The organism is Sphingobium sp. FW305-3-2-15-F-TSA7, from assembly GCF_058787155.1.
In genome coordinates, this window is sequence record NZ_JBYSZM010000039.1 from 26,357 (window position 1) to 50,119 (window position 23,763).

Sequence of the window (23,763 nt, forward strand, 5' to 3'; positions counted from 1 at the left end):
GGGTCGACGGGAGCGGCCTGTTACGCCCCGGCTTCCTGCGCCAGCGCATGCCGTGCGCGCAGTTTTCTGGCGACCACCATCAGTGCGGTGAGCGCGATCGGCGTCCATACGACCATCACGAACACCAGCGACAGGCCGATCTTCGCCTTGTCCTGAAGAACGACTTCGGTGAACCAGCTGACCATGGTCGGTCCGATGAACAGCCCCATCACCGACAGGAAGGTGACATAGACCGCGCCAACGCTGGCGCGGAACGCCGCCGGCGTGCCGAGCTGCAGCGCGGCCGGCGCATAGCCCGCATAGGTATAGGTTGCGCCCCAGAAAATGACCGAGGCGAGCAGGAATGCCGTCGGGCTATGCGACAGGATCCCCACGATCATCGCGGGGATCGAGAAGCACAAGGCCAGGGCCGGAACCTTCGCATGGGCATCGACCATGCCGCGATTGTACAGCCGCTCCACCAGCCAGCCCATGCCGAGCAGGCCGATCACGCCGGCGATGCCCTGCGTCGTACCATAAGCGAGGCCCACCGTTTCGATGGGCCAGCCATAGGTGCGTCCCAAATAGGCCGGCGTCCAGACGTGGAAGGCCGTCACGATCACATTCACCGATCCGAACGCGAACGGATAGCCGAGATAGAAGAGCGGATCGGTCCGGATCAGCGCCATAAGGCCGGGTGCGACCGAGGCTTCGCCGTCCGATGGTGTTTCCGGCGATGCCGGGCGCACATTCTCACGCAATAACAGGGCCAGCGGGGCGGCCAATATGGTCAATCCACCGACCAGCAGGAAGGTGAGCTGCCATGGATGGAACTGGCCGAGCAGGGGAATGGTGACGCTGCCCGATGCTGAGAGCGCGTGGACGACCCATCCGCCGCCGACGATCGCCAGCCCGCCGCCCGCGAAGGCGCCGACCGTGTAGAAGGAATAAGCGGTCGCCAGCCTTTTGCGCGGCACCTGTTCGGCGATCAGTGAATAGGCCGCGGGCGACAGCCCCGCCTCACCCGCGCCAAGGCCGAGGCGGCTGGCGAAGAATATGGCAAAACTGCTCGCCATGCCGGAAATGGCGGTCGACAGTCCCCAGAAGGACACCACCGCCATGCACAACCAGCGCTTTGAATAACGGTCCATCAATCGGCCGAGCGGAATGCCCGCCGCAGCGTAGAAGATGCCGAAGGCGGGGCCGAGCAACAGGCCCATCTGCATGTCGGTGAATTTCAGGTCGTGCTGGATCGGCTCGACCATCAGCGAAATCAGCGCGCGATCGACGAACGACAGGAAATAGAAGAGCATCAGGATGGCGACGAGGGCCCAGCCCGAAAACAGGCCTCGCGTTTGCTGTACAGGCGGGCTCACATCATCCATTCGTCGCCCGCCTTCCCGCCACCGTCATCCGTTGCTCGTTCGCGAAGACCTATCAGAGCTTCAGCGAGACCGTCATGTAAAAGGCCCGGGGCTGGTTCGGCAGGACCGAGAAGAGCTGGTTCGGATCGGCCGCCACCTGCTGCGGCGTCAGCGTTTGCCGATCGAGCGCGGTCAGCAGGCTGCCGCTCTTCGCCCAGCCCATGATGCCGACAGTGTTGAGCACGTTGGTGACATTGGCCTGCAGGCTGAAATTGTCGGTGACGTCCCAGGCGAGGCCGGCATCGACGGTGCTGAAGCCCGGCAGGTACCAGGCGTCGCGGCGATTGGCGGCACGCTTGCCGAGATAGGAATAGGTCGCGAACAGCGATACCGCCTCGACCGGCCGATATGTAGCGGTGGCACGGGCGATGATCTTCGGATTGTTGTCTGCCGTCCCCTTGGGCACCGTGCTGACGATATCGTCGGTCCCGTCTCCCTTCGGCCCCTGCGTATAGGTGCTGAACCCGCTCGACTTGGGATTCTGGAGCGTCAGGTCCGCATGCAGGTTCAGCTTGGGCGAGACGTCGAAGTCGCCGGAAATCTCGATGCCATAGGTCTCGACCTGGCCGAAAACCGGCGGAGGCGAATAGTTCACGCCGGCATTGGGCGTCCCGGCCTTGTAGGTGAAGGTCTGGTTGTCGGCGATGTCCGAATTCTTGCTCCAGAAGGGGAAGACCTGGATGAAGATGCCGTCATTGCGATATTTCAGCCCCATCTCGATCTGCTGGATCTTTTCCGCCGATGGGAAGATCGTCTGGATCGCGGCGGCCGTGGTGATGCCGGACAGGATGCCGAAATCGGGAGCCTTCTGGCCGCTGGTGTAGCGGACATAGGCCTGGAAACTGTCGCTGAACTTGTAAGCGACCGAGCCGGAATAGGCGAAATAATCATATTTGCGCGTGAACGGCATGCGTGCGCCGCGGCCGGTGGTGGCGTTGTCGTACAGCGTCAGAGGGTTGCCGTCGCGGCCGCCCGTGGTCAGCTTGTTGCCGGTAAAGGCCACCGGCAGATAGAAATAGGAATCATAGTTCAAGTTCTCGTAGCGGACGCCGGCATCGATGGTGAGCCGATCGGTCACTTCCCAGGTGTCGCCGCCATAGACCGAGATGTTGGTCACCTCGGTGCCGTTCTGGCGGATGGCGAGGCCCTGGCCGATTCCGGCCCAGCCCGAGGAATCGGTCACCTGATAGATGGTGCCGTCGGGCCGCGTCAGCGTGGTGCTGAGCATCACCGGGCGCGGCGTGAGCGTCATCACGCCGCCGCCGGCGCCCGAGAAGCGCACGTCGAGGTTCGACTTGTTGAAATAGGCGCCGATCGCCAGGTGATGCCGCCCGAAATCGCCCGTCAGAGTGAGCTGATCCTGAAAGCTCTCGGAACGCATGTCGGGTTGATAGGCCAGGCCGGCCATGACACCCCCGGTCAGGATATTCTGGCTCGGCAGATTGTTGGTGATGAGGGTCCGCGTCGCGCCGACCTGTGAGACCACAGCGGCGACCGACCCATCCGGCATGCGATATGTATAGGTGCCGTCGATGCCTGCCGTGCTCTGAATCGTGCGGATGCCGCTATCGGCGTCGGTCAGCGGCGTGGCAAAGTTGACGGCGACGGTGTTCCAATGCGCCTTGTTGCGCGAAAAACGGAACTTGTTCTGGATCGTGATGGTGTCGCTCAGCTCGTGGCGCCAGTCCACGTCGAAGGCGATCGTCTTTTCGTTGACGAGGTTCGATCCGTCCCAGGTCCGCTGCTTGCCCGTTCCGAAATCGGGATAGGCGTGCGGAGAGGCCGGCGGCAGGACCGACGACAAATTGGTATAGGGCGCCAGGATCTTGGGGTCCTTGAAATTGCGCGCCGGCAGCGTCTCGAACCAGCCATTATGATCGTTGAGATATTTGCCGCGAATGGTGAGCGATCCGCCGTCATAATCCCACAACAGACTGCCGCGAACCTGCCCACCCTTGTTGAGCTTGTAACCCGGATAGCGCGCGCCATCGCTCTCGCGATAGAAGCCGCCGATCGTATAATAGAGGTCGCTTTCGCCGATCCGGCCGCCGGTATAGGCGTCCAGGCGGTAAAGCGGCGATTTGCCGTCGCCTTCGAGCCCGAGCTTGAGCTGGAACATGGTGCCCGGCGCCGACTTTCCGGTCTTGGAGATATAGTTGAAGATGCCGCCCGGCGCGTTGGCGCCGGTCACGACCGCCGTGCCGCCACGCAGCGCTTCGACGCGGCTCGTCAGGATATCCAGCCGGCTGAAATAATCGGGGCCGAAATTGGTCGTCGTCATCGGTTCGACGGGAAGACCGTCCTCCTGCAGCGACACGTAGAAATAACCGCCCGCGGCTTCCAGCGACCGGGCGGAGACGCCGCGCGAGAAGACGATGTTGCGGATCTCGCCGAGCGAGGAATTGACGAAGACGCCGGGTACGCTCTTCAGCGCATCGGCCGAACTGATCGGCGCCTGGCGCTTCAGCACGTCTTCGGTAACGGCGGTGATGGAGATGGGCGCGCGCTCGATCGAGGTCGCGTTGAAGACGCCGGTGACGATGATGTCCTGGTTTTCCGCGGCGTCATCGGATGCCTCGGCGGAAACACCTTGCTGGGCCGGTGCCTGCGCATGGGCGCTCGGCACACCGGCCAGCGCCGTCATGGCGATAGCGGACACGGAAACGAACAATGCTTTGCGCGACATCTTTCCTCCTCCCCCGATTCGACCGACTGTTTCGGCCGAGTTTTCGTTGTCTAAGACTGCGTAGCTCGCACTATGTGGGGCAATTATGCCATATTGTTTCGCCTCACATAAAACATTTAATATGCCCAACGGATTTTTCCGTCAACCCATCGCAAGCGGGACCGGCGTTACGGAAAGGCCGTCAGCGGTTCCGGCCGCCCTCGAACCATTGCAGGGCCCGGTCCCACATATCGGGCGTGAATCGATGCCCGGTCTCCGGTTCGCGCGTCACCGCCAACCGTTCGGGGGCGTCGGCATAGAGTTCGCCCAGCGCGTCAACGAAAGCGTCGGCGCCTTCGGGCGGAACCTGCCGGTCATCCGCACCGCAGGCGAACAGCATCGCGGGGCGGTGCGCGTAATGGTGAAGGTTGGTCAGCGGATCGAGGCGGCGATATGCGGCCCATTCCGCCTCGCCTGCGATTCCCTGTGGTTCATGTGAACCCGGCCGCAACCAGTCCGGCGTGGCCAGCGCCACAGCGGCGCGGTCTATTCGCCGGTCGATCCCTGCCGCAGCGATCGCGATGTCGCCGCCCATCGAGACGCCGCCGATGGCGACCCGCGACCGGACGTCGAAATGGGCGAGGGCCCAGTCGATGATCCTGGGTGTCTCATCGGCGCCCTGCGCCAGGATCGGCCAGAAATGGCGGCGAAGATCGGCGCGCACCCGGCGCTTGATGTCGTCGCGCGCCTCGACGCTTCGCGCGCCATGCTGCGGCAGATCCCAGCTCAGCGCCAGAAAGCCGTGCGAAGCGAGATCGACCAGTTGCGGCCCCACATCCTCCTTCGACCAGCTGAAGGCGTGGAGCCAGAGTATGAGGGGCCATGGCCCCTCGCCGGGCGGCTGGGCCCAGAGAAGCGGAATGTCCCCAAGATATGCCGTGCGGAGCTGGGGCGTCATTGCAGCAGGGCGGCTCGGTCCTCAGCGATCCATCTGTCCCACATTTCTTCGTCGGGCTTGAGGAACAGGGCGTTCGCGCGGGCCTCGATCGCGTCGTCCACGCTGAACAGGCGCATCAGCCGCCGGTCGTTTCGCGCACGCGCCATCTCGACGATCCGCTGGACGCTCGGGCCCTTGTGATTGTCGCGCGTGGGCAACCCCACGCGATTATAATAGGCGCTGAAGAAATAGCGCGGATTGCCCGAAATGTTGGGGGTGCCGCTGTGCAGCAGCGAGCAATGGGTGAACACCACATCGCCCGCTTTTACACGCAGCACCGTTTCTTCCGGATGCGGCCTGTTGCGATGATATTCGGACTCGATCGTTACGGCGCGCCGATGCGATCCCTCGACGACGCGCAGCGGACCATATTCTTCGGTCAGATCCTGCAAATAGCAGATCGCGTTGCATGCGGTCGGGCGGATATAATGCGGGCCTTCGGGCATCCAGCCCCAGCGGTCTCGATGCCAGAAACTGACCGTGCCTTCGGCCTGTTCCCTGGGCTCGGAAGGGAATGCCATGAAGGTCAGGTTGTCGAGCTGAACGAAAGGCCCCATCACGCGCTCGGCGAAATCCAGGATTTGCGGGTTGTTGACCGCCGGAAGCATCAGCCAGGGTTCCTGCTCCAGCGCACTGGTGACGCGCAGCCGTGGTTCGGGCGCATCGAGCGGCGTGTTGCGGCGGACCAGGTCGCCATAGCAATCCTTCCAGGCCTGCATCCGCTCGGCATCATATACGCCTTCGAAAATCGTGTAGCCAAGCTCTCGAAACTCGCTCAGACGCTGTTGCAGATCCTTCACAGACATTCGCTATCTCTCCTGCCGCGCGGACAAGCAGGCGACGCTGCTTGACCGCTTTAACCGCAAATTTTATATCATATAGTATGATTATATTCTCGGAGAGGTCAACTGCTTCGATGGGTCGTGCGCGAACGAGGTTCGAGGCCCGGAATTGCCGCTCCGCCGCTCCCCGGAGGCTTGGGTGCGGCCCTTCACGTTTCACAGCGAAAGCGGAAACCGCACATACATCAACACCACAAGGCGGATCACCTCGGGTGACGAGTTGAAGCAGCGGAACGGACTAGGCGGCTTGGCCCTGGATTTTCGGCTCATCTGCCGCCGTTAACAATGCGCGCTTTCGCAGTTGCCGCATCGGTCTGACAGAGTCCGCAGAAACGCGCTTCCGCTTGTGGATCGACGATGCGCAGCTTGGCCACACCGAGCCTGTGTTCGACCTTTCGCTCAGCAATCCACTCGTTCACTCTGCGGTCCAGCAGATCGAGCGGCATCTGTCCGCTTCCCAGCACCGTATCGTGGAATCCGCGGATGTCGAACTTGGCGCCGAGCTCGGCCTGAGCCTTCCGGCGCAGTTCCTCGATCCTGATCATGCCGATCTTGTAGCCGGTCGCCTGCCCCGGCATAACGATGTAGCGCCGCACTTCGGACCGGGCCTGCGCTTCCGCGACGGAGGAGTTTGCGAGGAAATACTGAACCGCCCGCTCCTCCGTCCAGCCTTTGGAATGTAGGCCGGTGTCGAGTACGAGCCGGATGGCCCGCCACATCTCCGTCGTCAGCCGTCCGAAGTCCGAATAGGGATCTTCATAAGCCCCCATCTCCTTCGCGAGCTTCTCGGCGTATAGGCCCCAGCCTTCCTGATAGGCATTGATCGACAGGAACCGGCGGAACTTCGGCACTTCGGTCAGCTCCTGCGCGATCGCGAAGTTCATGTGATGGCCGGGCAGGGCTTCATGATAGGCGATCACCTCGAGCTGCGGGATCGGCATCGCGCGCATGTCCGAGAGATGCGCGTAGAACACGCCAGGCCGTGACCCGTCCGCCGCCGGCGGCTGGTATTCTTGTGGTCCCCCCGGGATCTCGCGATAGGCTTCTACGCGTTTGACGATCATGTCGGCCTTGGGGAGGATGCCGAAGTACCGGGGAAGCTGCCGCTTCATGAATTCGATATGCTTGGTCGCGGCGTCGATATAGGCCTCACGGCCCTCGTCCGTGTTGGGATAGTAAAATCGCGGGTCGTCACGGACGAACTTGAAGAACGCCTGCAATGTACCCGTGAAGCCGACTTTGGACTTGAGGCCCTCCATCTCGGCCTTGATGCGGGCGACTTCGGCAAGGCCGATCCTGTGGATCTGGTCCGCGGTCAGATCGGTGGTCGTCGCGCTGGCCAGCATGGCGGTGTAATAGCTTTTGCCATTCGGATTCTTGCCTACGCCGGTCGCGATTGCGTCGGCCTTCGGCAGTTCGGACTCGAACCAGGCGATGATCGCTTGGTAGGCTGGTAGCCATTGCTCGATCAGTGCCTTGCGTGCGGCAGCCTTGTAGGCCGCCGCCGTCGCCGCGTCGATCTTGCCGGCCTTGACCAATCCGTCGACCTTGGCCTGCGCGTCGGTCCATATCGCGCTGCTGCGCTCACCATCGAACGGTGCGCCGGTGATCAGCGAGCGCGCCTGCCGGATCATCGTCTCATAGGCGAAGCGCGGCACCCTTGAGCCGGCGGCGGCATTGCGCTTCGCAATATCGAGCAGCTGCAGCTGAACTCGCCGCACTTCGCCGATGCGCGCGATATAGGCGTCCATGTCCGCGCGCTCGTCAACCTTGTGAGCCGCGATCAGTAGCTGTGGAAGCCGAGTGTGCGGACCGAACAGTTGATCGAAGACATAGGCGTTGCGCTTGAACTTCGCAGCTCTGGCCGCATCCTCATAGCGATAGACCCACAAGTCGTACGACAGCCTGGCATCGAGCGAGAGCGTCTTCCGGTCGAAGCCGGCTTTCAGCTGCGTGACGGATTGCCGGAGCCATTCGAGCCTGCGTTCGCCGGCGGCTTCGGACATGTCATCGATCTTGTCCTGGTCCGTCTTGTCGCCCTGAAAGGAGCGCGCGATGGGGCTGAAGCCGAGTTCCTCCTCATATTTGGTATCGAGCCACGTGTTGAGCCGCGCTGTGTCTGTCGCTTCACTGGCCCGATCGGCGCGATCCGCAGGCCTGGCAGTCTGCGCCGATGCGGCACCCGGCGACACGGAAGCAGTCGTCGCGAGACAAACCGCCATGATCATCCGGATCGGGCGTGAGTGCGCGCGTTCGGACGCAACCGCGAAAGAGAAAATGCGCATCATGGCGTAACCTCCGAATATCTCTGATCCGCGTGTCCCGCGGCCGTGAACGTGTCGCCCGGATCACGCATGTGGGCGAAGCGGCGCGGTCCGTTCCTGGAGCCACCGACGCGTGTCTGCGGGAACCAGCGGCCCGATATGATCGAGCACCTTGGCATGGTAGCTGTCGAGCCAGTCGATCTCGGCGTCGGTAAGCAGTGCGACGTCGATCAGGTCGCGGTCGATCGGGGCCAGAGTGATCGTTTCGAAGCCCAACATCGGCTTCTCGGCGCCTTCGACTTTGCGCGCAACCGCGACGACGAGGTTCTCGATCCGGATCCCGTAATCGCCGGCCTTGTAATAGCCGGGTTCGTTGGAAAGGATCATGCCCGCCTCGATCCCGGTTTCCCCCGGTCGCGGCGTTGCCGGCAGATGATTTGGTCCTTCATGCACGTTGAGGAAATGACCCACGCCGTGACCGGTGCCATGGTCGTAGTCGAGTCCCGCCTCCCACAAGGCCAACCGCGCCAGTGGATCGAGCCGGCTGCCCAGCGTTCCTGCGGGAAAGACCGCGGTGGCGAGCCGGATATGGCCCCTGAGCACCCGGGTAAAGCGATCCTTCACATCCTGACGCGGCGCACCGATGGCAATCGTGCGGGTCACATCGGTCGTGCCGTCCGGATACTGCCCACCGGAATCGATGAGATAGACACTGTCGGGCCGGATCGGCCGGTTGCTTTCCGGCGTCGGCCAATAATGCGGCAGCGCGCCATGGGCGTCGGCCGCCGAGATCGGATCGAACGAGACGCCATGGAATCCGGTGAGCTCGCGGCGGAAGGCCGTCAGCCGATGCGCCGCGGACAATTCGGTCTGCTCGCCCCGCGAGCCCTCGATCGACAGCCAGTGGAGAAAGCGGGTCACCGCAACGCCGTCGCGGACATGTGCCTGCTTCATGCCCGCGATCTCGACGGCGTTCTTGATCTGCTTGGGCAGTTGCGTCGGCTCGCGATCCTCGCGTACCGCCGCGCCAGTGCTGATGAGCGTATGCGCGATGGCAGTGGGCGAAAGGTCGGGATCGATCGTCACGCGCTGCCCCGAAAGCGTTTTGAGCGCGGGATAGAACGCGTCGTAAGCGGCCAGCCGGACGCGGTTGCCAAGGTGTTGGCGAACATGATCATTCAGCTTTGTCGCATCGACGAAAAGATCGGCGGTGCCGTCGCGCCGGCAGATCGCGTATGAATAGCCAAGCGGCGCAACGGCGATGTCGCTGGCACGGATGTTGAAAAGCCAGGCGATGGAATCGAGCGCGACCAGCACTGCGGCGTCGGCGCCGATCGCAGTCAGCCATTCGGTGACCTCGCTGAGCTTGTCCTCGGATGCCTTCCCTGATCGTTCGATCGGCTGGATGAACAGCGCCGTCTGCGGCCGTGCCGGCCGGTCGGCCCATATCGCATCGATGGGATTGGCCGCGACCGGAACCAGCGCAATATCGGCCTGGCTTAGCGCCCGCTCGACCGTCCGAACGGCATTGCAGCCATGAAGGCGGGGGTCATAGCCGATCCGCGCGCCGCTCGCCGCATTGTCGGACAGCCAGTCGGCGATGCTCGCCTGCGGCAGGTCGACGAAGGCGTAGTAGTGGCCGTCGACCTGATCGCGCACCGCGGCGGTATAGCGGCCGTCGACGAACATCGCCGCGCGGTCCCTCAGCACCGCGGCCGCGCCGGTCGTGCCGGTGAAGCCGGTCAGCCACGCAAGGCGGTTGGCGAACGGTGCCGGCCACTCCGACATGTGCTCGTCGCCGGTTGACAGCATGAAGCCGTCGAGACCCAGCGACGTCAGTTCGGCACGCAGCGCGATCAACCGGTTCCCGCATTCGCTCATCGCGCGCCGCTCTTTTCTCAACTTGACGGTTACAGCGGCAGCGCGAACCGCAGTCCTCGGCTCATCGCCGGCAGGATCGCGCTTAGATGCGTTTCGCCGCCAAAGACGATCGACTCAAAGTGCGCGTCGGCCGGTGCCTTCACCGCCTTGAGGCGCTCGACCAGACTGGTGGCGTTGGTGACCATGGCGAACGCCTTCAGCATGCCTTGCATCTGCTCGCGACTGACGCCTGGATACAGCTTCACATGCTCGGCCAGCGTCTCTTCATACTCGCCTGCGGTGACGAGCACTCGGGGCGCGGCCTTGCCGGATTGCAGCTGCGCGACCAGCTTGGCCTCGTCCTTCAGGATCGCGCCCCCGCTCCAGTTGATCGACGGGCTGTTGACCAGATAGGTGTGATAGGCGCCGGGATCATTGAACAACACGTGCAGGGCGAAAAGGCCGCCAAAGGAGTGGCCCCACAGAGTGCGGTCGCGGCGGCTCACCGGGTAGCTGGCTTCGATCAGCGGCCGCAGCTCTTCTGTCATGAAGCGATGATAGAGCACGGCTTCGCCATAGGCCGCGCCCTTGGTCAGTGGCGAGGCTTCGAGGCCGGCACGGGTGGCTGGATCCGGCTGGGACGGCGTCAGGTCGGCGCAGCGTGTGCGGGAGGCATATTCCCAACCTTTGCCGTAGCCGATTCCGACGATGTAGGCCGACGCCAGCTCCAGCGCGATCGATTGCATCATCAGCGCGTCGGCGGCGGTATGGAACTCGAAATCGCCGTCGTTGAGATAGATGACCGGATAACCCCCCGGCGGCGGCGGCTTCGTTCCCGAAGGCCTGGCTACGAATATGCGATAGGTGCGCCCGGTGATCCGCGACGTCATGTCCCATTGCTCGGCGTCGGGGCGCACCACCGGTGAATGGACGGGCTTCGCGTCAGCCCGTTGGCCGATCGCCGTGATCGCATTCGCGGTCCCGCCGAGCATCGTCGTGGCCGATGCTGCCAGTGCGGTCATCGCCGTGCGCCTGTTGATCTCCATGAACCTTCCTTTCGTGCCTGCCGCGTCGCAGCGGGGCATTTTTCTTCATCCATATCCCGATCGGATGATCCGTTCCGCGCTCGACCAGCGATCGATCCGCGATCCCACGCGGTCCGGTGGCGCTCAGGCCGTGATCGCCTGCGCGGTCCGCCGCGGATCCCCGCACGCCGACGCCGTGCCGTCGTCGGCGATGCGGATTCCGTCGAACGACCCGTGCATCCAGTCCCAGGGGCTGGAATTCGTCAGCTTCTGGCCGCGCGCCCTTAACTGGCCGATCAGGGCCTCGCCCATATCGGATTCGATCATTGTCGTGCCTGTCACACGCAGATCGTCGCCACCGAAGCGCGGCTTATGCACCGAAGTCTCGATATCCAGCCCGAAATCGAGCATGTTCATGCTGTTCTGCACGATGCTCTCGGTAAGGGAGACGCTCGGCGAGCCCGATGCCAGCACGGGCTTGCCGTTGCGTGCGAACATGTTGGGCGCGATACGGGCATGCACGCGTCCATCCGGGCCGGGCGCACCCGAGCCGAGGTGGAGCAGGCCCGCGCAGACATAGACCCCGTCCACGAAGATCCCGGTCGTGTAGGGCGCGGACATCACCGAATGGAGCACGGTCGCTACATTGCCTTCCCCGTCGACGACGGTGACGTGCGTCGAGCCGGGAGGAGCGAGCGCCGGGCCCGGCGCGCCGGTCTGCTCGTCGAGGCCGGCGAAACGCTCGGCAGCCAACGCCTTGGAGATCATCCGTTCGACCGGCTGGACCGACTTGCTCCAGCGCTGGGTCACGGCATCGGTATAGACCCGCTTGATGATCTGCATCAGCTTGTGGGTCGTCTCCGCCGACGCATAGGCGGGGCCCAGCTTCTGGACGTCGAGCAGTTCGACCATGTTCATGATCTCGACCAGCGCCTGCCCGCCATAATCGGGCGCCGCGGCGCCGATCACCTCATAGTCGCGATAGGTCGAACGGGCCGGCTGCCCGGTCAGCGGCTGCCATGACGCCATGTCCTCGATCGTCACATAACCGCCGGCCTTCTGGACCGCCGCGGCATATTTGCGGGCGAACTCGCCGCGATAGAAATAGCCGCTTCCCTCCTCGGCAAGCCGCTCCAGCGTGTCGGCATAGCGGGGCTGGACCAGCATCTCGCCGACATTCAGCAGACGGCGGTCCTTGTAGTAGGTTTCCTGCCCATAGGCGACGGATCCAAGGTTGGGCGATTCAACGAACATCTCGCCCCACAGGAACGGATGGATCTCGAACCCCTGCCGCGCATAGTGGATCGCCGGCGCCATCACCGTCTTGATCGGCAGCCGGCCGTGCCGTCCATGCGATGCCTCGACGCCGCCCCAAAAGCCCGGGACGGGTACCAACTGACCATTGTGCTGGCCTGGTCCCGCCATCGCGCCGAACGCTTCCGCGCCTCCCGTGAACACTGGATGCGTCTTCGGCGCGTTCATCGCGCCCGTGACATGGGAGTAAGACCGGCTGCGCGCATCGTAATAGAGCATCGAGAACACGCCGGACAATGTCGTCATATGGGGTTCGACGACCGTCTGGGCGAGCGCGGCTGCGCAGATCGCGTCGCAGGCGTTGCCACCCGCGTTCAACATGTCGATCGCTGCCGCCGATGCCAATGGATGGGTGCAGATCGCGATTCCCTTGCGGCCGGAGACACCCTCTTTGCGTCCGAACCGCGCCGTTGAGATGAGCCGGCGGCGCTCGCTATCACTTGGCGCGCTCCAGTTGCCGGATGGCACCGCACGCGGCGAAGCGGTGGCCGAGCCGAGCGCGATTGACCCTCCCGCCATGCCTGCCAACGATCCCTGGATGAAGCCCCGGCGACTATATCCCTGCGTCATGTTTCGCTCTCCGCATCGGTTAGTTTGGTGCGCCAGGCTTGACGTAGGGCGGCAACGGCGGCTCGATCTTGAGCAGATGCTCGGTAAAATAGTCCCAGCGCCGCAACGTGAAGTAATCCCCACCGGAACCGAAGCGGTGCGTCGTATTGGGCAGGTAGATCAGATCGTAGCGGCGCCCCGCCTTGATCAACGCGTCGACGAACTGAAGGGTCGACGCCGACAGCGCGTTTTCGTCCAGCTCGCCATAGCCGATCAGCAGGCGTCCGCGCAGTTGGGCTGCCAGCGGCGCGTTGCTCATGGCGCGGTAGTTGGCGGGCGATGCATCCGGCGTCGGCTTCAACTCGCGCCCATTGCCATAGTCGGGATGCTGGAAGATGCCCGACGTTCCATATAGCGCCTCGTAGATATGCGAGCCGGCGGACGAGACTCCCACCTTGAAGGTCTCGGGATACCGCAGCATTGCGCGGGTCGAGACGTAGCCGCCGAGGCTGTGGCCGGTCACGCCGATTTTGCCGGCGTCCAGGCGCGGATAGCGCGCAACGAGCTGCTTCATGACAGCGGCATGATCGTCCACCATGGTATCGCCGAAGTTGATGAAGCTCTCGTCCTGAAATGCTTGCGAGCGCAGCGGCGTGCCGCGTCCATCGACAGTGACGACCGCGAATCCCAGCTTCGTCATCGCGAACGAGTCGCTCAAGCCTGAGGCAGTGAAGCCATGCGGAACGATCGAGGATTGCGGACCGCCATATAGATTGTCGATCACCGGCACCCGCTCCCCCATGGTGGCGTCTGGCCACCAGATCGCGCCGTAGATGTCGGTCTTGCCGTCAGCCGCCTTGACCACGAAATGCTCCGGCGGCAGCCAGCCGAGGGTGTTCAGTCCGCTGACGTCGGCGGTCTCAAGCTTGGCGATGATGCGGCCGTCCCTGGTGCGGCGCAGCGCCGTGACTGGTGGGGTGGTGGGGGTTGACCAGCTGTCGATGAAGGCCGCGCCGTCCGGCGAAATTTTCGAGGCCGACGGCTTGATGCCGAAGAACAGCGCGAAGGCACCGGTCGCCTGCCCCGCTAGCGTGTGGTCCGCATCCTCGGGTGTCAGTAACGTCAGGTCCGATCCATCGAAGTTCACGCGATAGACTCGGCGGCGGTAGGGATCGCCCGCTTCGCGGCCCGATGCCGTAAAGATGACCCATCGGCGCGCCTCGTCGGCATGGAGGATGTCGCGCACCAGCCAATTGCCCTGCGTTACAGCATTGAGCAGCTTGCCGGTCCGAAGATCGTAGCGGTAGAGATGGCCCCATCCGCTGCGCTGCGAATACCAGATGAGCTCGCGGCCGCCATTGACCAGCCGCACATTGGGGGCGTTGTACATCTCGCTGTTCAGGCCGAGAAAACCCTTGGCACGCTCCCTGATAAGAGTACGCATCGCGCCGGTCTCGGCGTTGATCTCGGTCAACTCGAGATCGCGGCCTTCGCCGGGCATGGGGGTGTAGAAGCGCTTGCCGTCTGCCGACCAGCCGAAGATCTCGATCAGATTGGATTTCGAGAAGCCCTCCGGCAAGGCAATGGGCACGCGTGTGCCGGTGACGGTGTCAAACACCATCGCGGTCATCACAGGGGTAGGTTCGCCGAGCAGGCTGATACGCGCGGTTCGCACGATCGGGGCGAAGCTTCCGTCCTGTGGCACCGACTCGAGAAACGGATATGGTTTGATCGGCCGTTCGTCGATCCGGGTGGCGACCAGGTATCGGCCGTCCGGCGACCAGCTTGCGCCCCAAGGCGGCAGGGGCAGGTTGCTGCGTTCGTTCACCAGGGTGAGCAGCGCTGAATCGGGGAGCTTGCCCCACGCGAAATACGGCGCGCCGTCGCTGGTCAGCGCGCTTTCGCGCCCGCTGCCCAGATCGCGAAGCCACAGATTGTGGTCCTTGACGAAGACCGCCTTGCGGCTTTCTGGTGAAACGGTCTGGCGCGGATCTGCGCTGGATGGCGCGGCAGGCCCGGCGCATTGATAGTCCACAAGCGTGCAGCGTACGCTTTTACCTTCAAGCATCAGCTCGACCCATCGTGCCGGCTCAAGCGCCGCGACGTTGAGGTCCCATGCGCCGATCCTGGCTTTCGTCACGCGCGAGGCTGCCTCTGCGAGGCGGACATGATCGAATGCCAAGGACGAGGCACCCGATGCCTGAACGACGCGGAATTCGCCCCCACCTTGCCGCGCGCGACGATACCAGAAGTCACCGTTTTTCAACCAGGTGGGCGTGACGTTTGCGTTCAGGATCAGCGGCGCGAGCGCTGGGCCCGTCGATGCGAGCGCACGGGCATAGCGGGCGGACATCTCGTCGGTTGGGGGTGATGCAAGTGCGCTTCCCGCCAGCATAAGGCTCATGATGCCGGCGGTGATCGATCTATGCATAAGCGCTTTCTGTGTCTGATGCGCGCCAACACGGCGCAGGACGGCGAGGCAGCCACGACCAGTGCGGCCGTATAGTGTTGAAGCGCGAAAGGTCGGATGCTGCATATGTCGCTTTTACCTCCCTCTCCCCGGTGCGATCGCCAACGGCTGAGCCGCGTTGGGAGCGCACGGATTGTGCTTGTCGTGCTTGCGAAGGCGGGTGCTCCGCGGCAAAGCAATTGCCGTGGAGCCATCGAATGCTGGCGCCCGTGATCTGCTTTCGCCAATTGGTAAAGTTAGCGCGACGACCAGATCAAGGACGAACTGGTGTTCCATACGCGCGCGAAACTGATTTGGCGGCTGACGAAAAAAACTCGAACAGGCGTGACCTGTGCCACGACAATTCCTTCATCTCGACCAGCCTATTCGGGTGAGGCGAGATCTCGCTCGGCGCAAACAAGTCCGTGTTGCGCGGCGAGCGCACACGGGATTCCGATAGGGTGGTCGAGCAGGATCTGGGCGAGGGCCTTGCCCTGCGGATCCATGCGTAGCGAGGCGATGCCGCCGCCGCCGAGCGCGTTCGCGAGCAGGAAGTTGAGCGCATCGATCCCCGGCACCTCGAAGCGCCGGACCGGGCCGGACACAAGGTATGCGAGATAGTCCGCGTGGCGCGCGATGACGCCGATATTCGCGCTGTCACCCTTGTCGCCGCTACGGCCCCAGGCCAGCCGGATCAGTGGTACGTCAACCATCTCGGCCGTCGGCGTGGGGGCGATCGGTGATGGGGCGCGAGCTGCCGGTGAAGCCGGACTGCGTACGGATCGCCTGCACCCGTTTCGCAATGTCCGGGACGGCGGCAACGCCACGCATATCGTACCCCATCAAACAAGCTTGCTTGCCTGCTCGAGCAGCTCCACGACATAGGGTGCAAAAGATCGCCAGACTTCCAGGTGATAACGGTGTTCGCCGGTTCGCCACAATATGATTTCGGCCTTGTGAAAGACGGTGCGCGTAGTTGCGCCGACGGGGAACGCCCCCGCCGCGAGATCGAGCGGACATCCGCTGGCGAGACATAAGTCGGCCTTGGGACCGGACACTTGCAGGGCGATCTGGCGGTCACTGACATCGACGAAACTGGCGCCTAGTCCGGTCCAATCGCTGATCGAGACGGGAGGCAAGGCTTCAGCCAGGATCAGCCATTCATCAGGTCCGAGCCAGAGTGCATGAAGGCCATTTTGGGATACCGTGCCGTAAGCGGTGCTCGGCAGTTCGATACCAAGCAGCAGGGAAGCCGCCGCGATGCGGGGTTCGCGACAGCGCAAGATGTGTCGCTTCTTCGGCGGGAGCGTTTCGATTGTCGATGGCAGGGATGGCTTGGCAATATCACTAGTCATGAAGATGACGTCCCTGCGGATCGACAAATACAGGACTCACCACCTCGACGTCGATGTACGCATTTGGCATTGGCACGCGCAGTCGACGTCCTTTCAATGCCCGTCCGCCTCGCACGAGTGCCAACGCGATCGAGCGGCCAAGATTGGCGCTGTAATAGGATGAGGTGACGTGCCCGACAGACGGTCCCTCCTGACCGAGGACTATCTGAGCGCCCTCGTCGAGAACGGCCATTGGGTCGAGAGTGAGGAGCCCTACCAATTGCTTGCGGTCGGACGCCGACATGGCGGGGCGGGTCAGTGAACGCTTGCCGACGAAGTCGGGCTTGGCTTTGCCGATCGCCCAACTCAACCCGGCGTCATCCGCCGTGACGGTGCCATCGGTCTCCTGACCGACAATGATGTAACCTTTCTCGGCGCGCAGCACATGCATGGCTTCGGTGCCATAGGCGGTCATGCCGAACTCTCGGCCGCGCTGCCAGATTGTGTCCCAGATCGCGCGTCCATGGCCGGACGGTACGTTGACCTCGAAGCCAAGCTCGCCGGTAAAGCTCACCCGCATCAGCCGCATCGGCACGCCGCAGATCGTGCCTTCGGCGATGCTCATGTGCGGCAATGCGTCAGCCGAGATGTCGACACCCTCGACCAACGGGCTGAGAACGTCGCGAGCGGCGGGACCCTGTACCGCGACGACGGACCATTGTTCGGTGGTCGAGGTGAGCCAGACATTCAAGTCGGGCCATTCCGTCTGGAGATAATCCTCCATCATGCTGAGCACGCGCGCCGCGCCGCCGGTGGTTGTGGTTACGTGGAACCGGTCCTGTGTCAGCCGACCGATCACGCCATCGTCCAGGATGAAGCCATCCTCGCGCAGCAACACGCCATAGCGGCAGCGACCGACGCCGAGCTTGGTCCAGGCGTTGACGTAAAAGCGGTTCAGGAATTCCGCAGCGTCGGCACCGACGACCTCGATCTTGCCAAGGGTCGAGGCGTCGAACAAGCCGACCGATCGGCGAACGGCCAGGCATTCGCGGTCGACTGCAGCGCGCATGTCCTCACCCGCATGCGGGAAATAACGCGCGCGTTTCCACAAGCCCACATCCTCGAACACCGCGCCCTGCGCAACCGCCCAGTCATGGATTGGCGTCCGTCGAACCGGATCGAACAGGTCGCCGCGTGCGGCCCCGGCCAACGCACCGAACGTTACGGGCGTGTAGGGTGGGCGAAACGTCGTGAACCCGACCTCTTGCACAGGCCGACCGGTTTCCCCGGCAACGATCGCAAGCGAATTAAGATTGGACAGTTTGCCCTGATCGGTCGCCATGCCGGTCGTGGTGTAGCGTTTGACATGCTCGATCGAGCGGAAGCCTTCGCGCGTCGCGAGGACGATGTCGCGCACGGTCACGTCGTTTTGCCAATCGACGAACGCTTTGATGCGCGCTGGATCGCGGCTGTGCGGGAGGGCGCCGATCATGCCGCCCCGGCCGATGGCATGGCTCACATCGATCTTCGGCAGCTTGCCGCTTATCCCGGACGCGAAACCGGTTGCAGCGGCCGCATCCTGGCCAGCGCGCATGCCGTCCGCCATCGCGTCCTCCAGCTCGAACCGTCCCCGCGCGGCGCCAATGGTGCATTCGGCTTCGGCAGAACCCGACGCGACATAGGCGTGGATATCGGCGTTCCACGCCATCTTGCCGCGCGATTGCGAGGCAAGATGGATCGAAGGTGTGAAACCGCCGCACATCAGCACGGCATCGCAGGCAATGCGCTCGCGACATCCGCCCACGCTGATCGTGATCGAAGCGACGCGCAACTTGCCGCTCGTGCCCTCGATCTGCGCGCCGCCGATCACCCGGAAAGGCGCGTCCGTCGCAGCTTCAGGCCGTACGTCAGCCAGGATGACCTCGATACCGGCGGCATGAAGCTCGTGCGCGCTGCGATAGCCCGCATCATGGGCGGTGACGACGACGACGCGACGGCCAACCGCGACCCCATGAACTTGCAGATAATGGCGGGCGGCGTCGGCGAGCATGATGCCCGGGCGATCATTGTCGGGAAAGACCAGCGGTCGTTCCAACGCACCCGTAGCCAGGACGACACGGGCGGCGCGAACGCTCCACAGCCTTTCGCGCGCGTTCGCCGGGCTGCCTGGAAGATGATCGGTAAGCCGTTCGGCAAGTCCGATCAGATTGTGCGGATAATAGCCGAAGGCGGTGGTTCGCGGCAGCAACGTCACGTTTGGCATTGCCGCCAGGTCGGCGACCGCCCTCGCCGCCCAGTCGTGGCAATCCTCCCCGTCGATCGTAGCGCCGAATGCTGACAGCAACGAGCCGCCCATGCGCGGTCGATCGTCGCACAGGATGATCCGGCATCCGCTCTTCGCCGCCGCCAGAGTCGTCGAGAGGCCGGCTGGGCCGGCACCGACCACGAGCAACTCGCAATGGGCGTAGCGGTGGTCATAGCGATCGGGATCGGCCCGATCGGGTGCGACGCCCAGGCCTGCTGCCGCCCGGATGTTCGGTTCGTAGACTCGGTCCCAGAAGGATTTCGGCCACATGAAGGTCTTGTAGTAGAAGCCGGCCGGCAAAAAGCGGCTCAGCTTGTCGTTTATGCTCCAGCGATCCTTCTTGAGACTTGGCCAGCGGTTCTGGCTGAACGCCACCAGTCCGTCGAACAGCTCGACCTGAGTTGCCGGCAGGTTGGGGGTTGTGCGGTCGCGATCGCGGACGATGGTGACGAGCGCGTTGGGTTCATCCGCCCAGGCGCCGAGGATGCCGCGCGGGCGATGATATTTGAAAGAGCGACCCACAAGATGGACGCCGTTGGCCAAGAGCGCAGAGGCGAGCGTGTCGCCCGCCAGCCCCTCATAGCGCTTGCCGTCAAAGGTAAAGCTGAGCGTTGAGGCGTGATCGACGAGACCGCGGTCGCGAAGGCGAAAGGCTTGGCTCATGGTTGTTCGATCTCGGGGCGGGGGCCGCCGACGCGATAGCTGGCGACGATCCGATCGGAGCGTGTGTCGCGAACGACATTGAAGTAGCGAGCGCAGCCATGAAGGTGGCGCCACCGCTCGGCATGCGGCCCGCGCGCATTGTCGCGCGTGTAGAGGAAGGCGCCCCAGGCGTCGTCATCATATTCGGCGGGAACCAGCGGGCGGGCGATGTGCGCCTGGCCGCCATAGCTGAATTCGATTTCGGGTCGGTCGCCGCAATAAGGGCAAGGGATCAGGAGCATCGTCGATCCGATCAGTGCGCGACGGCGGCGGCCGCCGCCTCGTCGATAAGATGCCCGTCGCGGAAACGCTCGATCGTGAATGGCGCGTTCAACGCGTGCGGTGCGTCGGTGGCCATGGTGTGAGCCAGCAGGTGCGCCGCTCCCGGTGTCGCCTTGAAACCGCCGGTGCCCCAGCCGCAATTGACGTAAAGACCCGGAACAGGGGTCTTCGCGATGATCGGCGAGCGATCGGGCGTGACATCGACGATACCGCCCCAGCTGCGCAGCATCCGCATGCGGCGAAACTGCGGGAAGATCTCGCAGATCGCTTCCAGCGTGTGCTGTGCGATATGGAGGCCGCCGCGCTGCGTGTAGCTTGTATACGCATCGGTGCCTGCGCCGATGACAAGCTCGCCCTTGTCGGACTGGCTGATATAGGCGTGGATCGTGTTCGACATGACGACGCATGGCACGATCGGCTTCACCGGCTCGGAGACGAGCGCCTGGAGTGGGAAGCTTTCCAGCGGAAGTCGCACGCCCGCCATGCCCATAACTGCGCTGCTATGTCCTGCCGCTGAAACGCCGATCTTGTCGGCGGCGATCGGCCCGCGGGTGGTCTGCACCCCTGTGACCTTGCCCGACAGATCGCGATCGATGCCGGTCACTTCGCAATTCTCGATGATGTCGACGCCCAGCGCGTCGGCGGCACGGGCATAACCCCAAGCGACGGCGTCATGCCGTGCGGTGCCGCCCCGGCGCTGGAGCGCGGCGCCCAGGATCGGGTAACGGACGTCGCGCGAGATGTTGAGCGGCGGGCAAAATTGCTGGGCCTCTTCGGGCGTCAACCATTCATTGTCGACGCCGTTCAGCCGGTTGGCGTGGACATGGCGTTTGAACACCTGAACGTCATGTACCGTGTGCGCGAGCATCAGCACGCCGCGGCGCGAATACATGACGTTGTAATTCAGCTCCTGGCTCAGATTGTCCCACAGCTTCAGCGCATGATCATACAAGCTCGAACTTTCGTCGAAGAGGTAGTTCGAGCGGATGATCGTGGTGTTGCGCCCGGTATTGCCGCCGCCGATCCATCCCTTTTCGAGAACCGCGATATTGCGCAGGCCATGGTCACGCGCGAGGTAGAAGGCGGCGCCAAGGCCATGGCCGCCCCCGCCGACGATAATCGCGTCATAGCGCGGCTTGGGCTCAGCGGCGCGCCACTGCGAGCGCCAGCCCTTATGGTCGTTCAGGCCTTCACGGAGAAGGGAGAGGATTGAGAAGCGCTGCATCTCGCTTCATGATGAACCCGATTGCAGATACGATCCTGCATTGACGCGACATCTTTGTGTATTTTTCCGACAGTCAGGCTGTTCGTTCGGCGCGGGCTGCTCGTCGCGCAAGCGATGGGGTCATCTCGAAATGGTTTTTGAAGGTGCGGGCGAGGTGTGCGTTGTCGCTGTAGCCGCACTCAAGCGCGATCTCGGTCATGGAGCGATCGGTCTGGCGGATCATCCAGTGCGCGCGTGCCAGCCTCAGCTTCGCTCGATACTCGCGCGGCGTGAGGCCAATGTCGACGAGAAAGCGCCGCTCGAGCTGGCGTGGACTGATTCCGACCTGCGACGCGATATCGTGCTGGGGTTGCGTGCGCTGAAAATCCCTTTCCATCAGCAGCATCGCGCGGCGAACCACCGCATCATGCGCCTGACGGGTCACGATATGCTCCGGTTGCCACGCGCCCGAAGGAAGTGGCTCGTCCTCGATCAAAATGCGCAGACTTTTGAGGGCACGCTCACGACCGAGATGAGTTTCGATAATCTGAGCGGCGAGGTGCACGACGCTAGTCCCCCCCGCGCACGTCATACGGTCGCGATCGATGACGAACAGAGTGTCCGATTGCACGCAAAGGTCTGGAAACTCGGATGCGAACTCCTCATGGTGCAACCAGCTCACGCAGGTACGGTAACCATCGAGCAGGCCGGCTCGGGCAAGAATGAACGATCCCGTGCAAAGGCCTATCAAAGGCACGCCCAGATTCGCCGCGGCACGCAGAAAGCCATAGGTTCCAGCGGGCACTTTCTGCCCGCCATGAAGGAGGCCGCCCACCACCACGACATAGTGGAAACGAGAGGGGTCGGCGAAGCTGCCGGTGGGCTGGACCAGCACGCCGCAACTCGAGGCGATCGGCTCCTCGTTGGGACCGAGCACTTCCCACTGACAATCGACCCGGCCGCTGCGATCCATTTCGTCGCTGGCAAGACGGATCGCGTCAATAAAGCCGGCGAACGCCGTGACGGTGAAGCGGGGCGCCAGCACGAAGCCTACTCGCAGAGCGACGGCCCGGTCATCGGCCTTATCTTCGGATATGGTGGCCTCTGCTGCTTCCATGATTAAATCCGTCCGGCCCGGTCGATCGTGACACGCTGTCGCGTGTCGGGCTCGCGGGGACACTGCCGAACAAGAACCATCTGAGCCACCGCCTTTTCAGGTCGTCGATGCGGAGCCGCGGCGACGGAGCTCGGAAGGCGTCGCCCCGAAATGCCGATGCACCGCGACCGAGAAGCTGGAGGCGCGATTGTAGCCGACCGCATATGCGATCTGGGTGATAGAGTCGCTGCGCTCATGCAGCAATGCGAGGGCGCGCTGCATTCGTAGATCGTGGATATGGTCGAATACGGATTGGCCGAGGATTTGACGAAATCCAGTGCACAATGCGCTGCGGCTCAACCCGACCTCGCCTGCAAGTTTCTCCAACGAGGGCGGCATCACGAAGCTGTCCGCCAGGAGGCGCTGAGCCTTGAGTACGCCTTTGGCCGTGAGTCTGCTCGCCTCGACCGAATGGAATCCCTCACTATGATCCAGAGCCTCGAGCGTCTGGCAGATGATCTCGACGGTCTTCGAGTGAAGCCAGAGTCGCCGGCGACGCCCCTCGAGCGAGCATCCATGTACATCGTCGATGCACCGTAGCGTGGCAGCGCTCAAAGGCAGGGCGCGCCCGATAATTGGTTGAATATCCCCCGCGAGGAACCTTTGAAGTGCGGCCGACAGCTCCTGTTCACCGCCCGCGTAAAGTGTCTGGAGCGCCTTGCGGTGTATGGCGATGTAAATGTAGCGCGCGTGGCCCGCGAACGTGATTTCAGACGCTGGAGCGTCGGCGGGCTCGATGATGAGTGCTGTGCTCGGCGCCTCGAAGCTCAAGGGATGCCCCCCGGCGGGTACATACTCACCCTCCCCATTACTTGCGATGAATATCTGCAAGCTGTCCGGTGAGGAAATGAAGCGCGATTGGGGCGAATGATACGCCGTTTCGCTGAACATCATGAAAAAGCCGTCTGACAGCCCGCAGAATTCATGCCGGCCGCTGCCAAAGGCGCCCTGCAGGTCAAAACGATAGTGGTAATTATCGCTCAGCGGCACGAAAGCGCCCGCTTCCTGCCGACCGGCTGCAACCGGATCCACGACATACTCGTCGATGGCGTAACGCACAGATACCTGCGGCGCATCCAACGCCGGAGGAGGGAACCGCCGGGATAGAATCTTGTGACGATTTGGCCGATGCTGACCGCTCAAATGCATTATCCACCTCGCCGGCGTCACAATAGATGCTGTGAGCGGGCCATTCAAGGACTAAACATGCACTACCGTACGGATTCCGGCACGCGTGCACGAGTGAGGTCTTGCGGGGCGCGAAAAGCCGATCGGGGCGACTGCCTTTGAATCGCCCCAGCTTTGCCGAAGGCATTGGGTGATGGGTTACGCGGCCAAATCGATGTTGTCCGCGGCAGCGTAATATTGATCTCCGGCGTCGACAGGCGGAGCGTTGCCGATGGGTTCGGGCG

Annotated in this window: 16 protein-coding genes; all 16 read right to left on the bottom strand. The window is 63.3% G+C overall.

From position 1 onward, the window contains the following. Positions 1-20 precede the first annotated feature (20 nt). On the bottom strand, positions 21-1,364 hold the full coding sequence (locus AC3WN8_RS25040; protein WP_492672228.1) for an MFS transporter: 1,344 nt from the start codon (positions 1,362-1,364) through the stop codon (positions 21-23). A 52-nt stretch (positions 1,365-1,416) separates the two neighbouring features. Beyond that, positions 1,417-4,089: a TonB-dependent receptor gene (locus AC3WN8_RS25045; protein WP_492672229.1), complete on the bottom strand. Its 2,673-nt coding sequence runs from the start codon at positions 4,087-4,089 to the stop codon at positions 1,417-1,419. 181 nt (positions 4,090-4,270) lie between these two features. Further along, complete coding sequence (locus tag AC3WN8_RS25050; RefSeq protein ID WP_492672230.1) at positions 4,271-5,026, bottom strand: alpha/beta hydrolase family protein; 756 nt, start codon at positions 5,024-5,026, stop codon at positions 4,271-4,273. Further along, positions 5,023-5,871 carry a phytanoyl-CoA dioxygenase family protein gene (locus AC3WN8_RS25055; RefSeq protein WP_492672231.1) on the bottom strand — a complete coding sequence of 283 codons (849 nt, stop codon included), beginning with the start codon at positions 5,869-5,871 and terminating at the stop codon, positions 5,023-5,025. Before AC3WN8_RS25055 ends, AC3WN8_RS25050 begins: the two co-directional genes overlap by 4 nt. A gap of 302 nt (positions 5,872-6,173) precedes the next feature. After that, positions 6,174-8,195, bottom strand: coding sequence for a DUF885 domain-containing protein (locus AC3WN8_RS25060; protein WP_492672232.1), 2,022 nt, complete (start codon positions 8,193-8,195; stop codon positions 6,174-6,176). Between the two features lie 60 nt (positions 8,196-8,255). Beyond that, positions 8,256-10,052 (bottom strand): aminopeptidase P family protein, encoded by a 1,797-nt coding sequence (locus AC3WN8_RS25065; RefSeq protein WP_492672233.1) that lies wholly within the window; start codon positions 10,050-10,052, stop codon positions 8,256-8,258. 29 nt (positions 10,053-10,081) lie between these two features. Next, positions 10,082-11,077: an alpha/beta hydrolase gene (locus tag AC3WN8_RS25070; protein ID WP_492672234.1), complete on the bottom strand. Its 996-nt coding sequence runs from the start codon at positions 11,075-11,077 to the stop codon at positions 10,082-10,084. 123 nt (positions 11,078-11,200) lie between these two features. Then, on the bottom strand, positions 11,201-12,889 hold the full coding sequence (locus AC3WN8_RS25075; protein WP_492672235.1) for a gamma-glutamyltransferase: 1,689 nt from the start codon (positions 12,887-12,889) through the stop codon (positions 11,201-11,203). Between the two features lie 70 nt (positions 12,890-12,959). Beyond that, complete coding sequence (locus AC3WN8_RS25080; RefSeq protein ID WP_492672236.1) at positions 12,960-15,455, bottom strand: S9 family peptidase; 2,496 nt, start codon at positions 15,453-15,455, stop codon at positions 12,960-12,962. A gap of 296 nt (positions 15,456-15,751) precedes the next feature. Continuing rightward, positions 15,752-16,081, bottom strand: coding sequence for an AtuA-related protein (locus AC3WN8_RS25085; protein ID WP_492672237.1), 330 nt, complete (start codon positions 16,079-16,081; stop codon positions 15,752-15,754). 129 nt (positions 16,082-16,210) lie between these two features. Continuing rightward, positions 16,211-16,723 (bottom strand): sarcosine oxidase subunit gamma, encoded by a 513-nt coding sequence (locus AC3WN8_RS25090; protein ID WP_492672238.1) that lies wholly within the window; start codon positions 16,721-16,723, stop codon positions 16,211-16,213. Continuing rightward, on the bottom strand, positions 16,716-19,670 hold the full coding sequence (locus tag AC3WN8_RS25095; RefSeq protein WP_492672239.1) for a sarcosine oxidase subunit alpha family protein: 2,955 nt from the start codon (positions 19,668-19,670) through the stop codon (positions 16,716-16,718). Before AC3WN8_RS25095 ends, AC3WN8_RS25090 begins: the two co-directional genes overlap by 8 nt. Continuing rightward, a complete protein-coding gene (locus tag AC3WN8_RS25100; RefSeq protein ID WP_492672240.1) occupies positions 19,667-19,951 on the bottom strand; it encodes a sarcosine oxidase subunit delta in 285 nt (94 codons plus the stop codon). The genes AC3WN8_RS25095 and AC3WN8_RS25100 overlap by 4 nt, the downstream gene beginning before the upstream one ends. 11 nt (positions 19,952-19,962) lie before the next feature. Next, positions 19,963-21,216, bottom strand: coding sequence for a sarcosine oxidase subunit beta family protein (locus AC3WN8_RS25105; RefSeq protein ID WP_492672241.1), 1,254 nt, complete (start codon positions 21,214-21,216; stop codon positions 19,963-19,965). A 73-nt stretch (positions 21,217-21,289) separates the two neighbouring features. Then, positions 21,290-22,312, bottom strand: coding sequence for a GlxA family transcriptional regulator (locus AC3WN8_RS25110; RefSeq protein WP_492672242.1), 1,023 nt, complete (start codon positions 22,310-22,312; stop codon positions 21,290-21,292). A 96-nt stretch (positions 22,313-22,408) separates the two neighbouring features. Then, positions 22,409-23,494: a helix-turn-helix transcriptional regulator gene (locus tag AC3WN8_RS25115; protein ID WP_492672243.1), complete on the bottom strand. Its 1,086-nt coding sequence runs from the start codon at positions 23,492-23,494 to the stop codon at positions 22,409-22,411. Between the last annotated feature and the right edge of the window lie 269 nt (positions 23,495-23,763).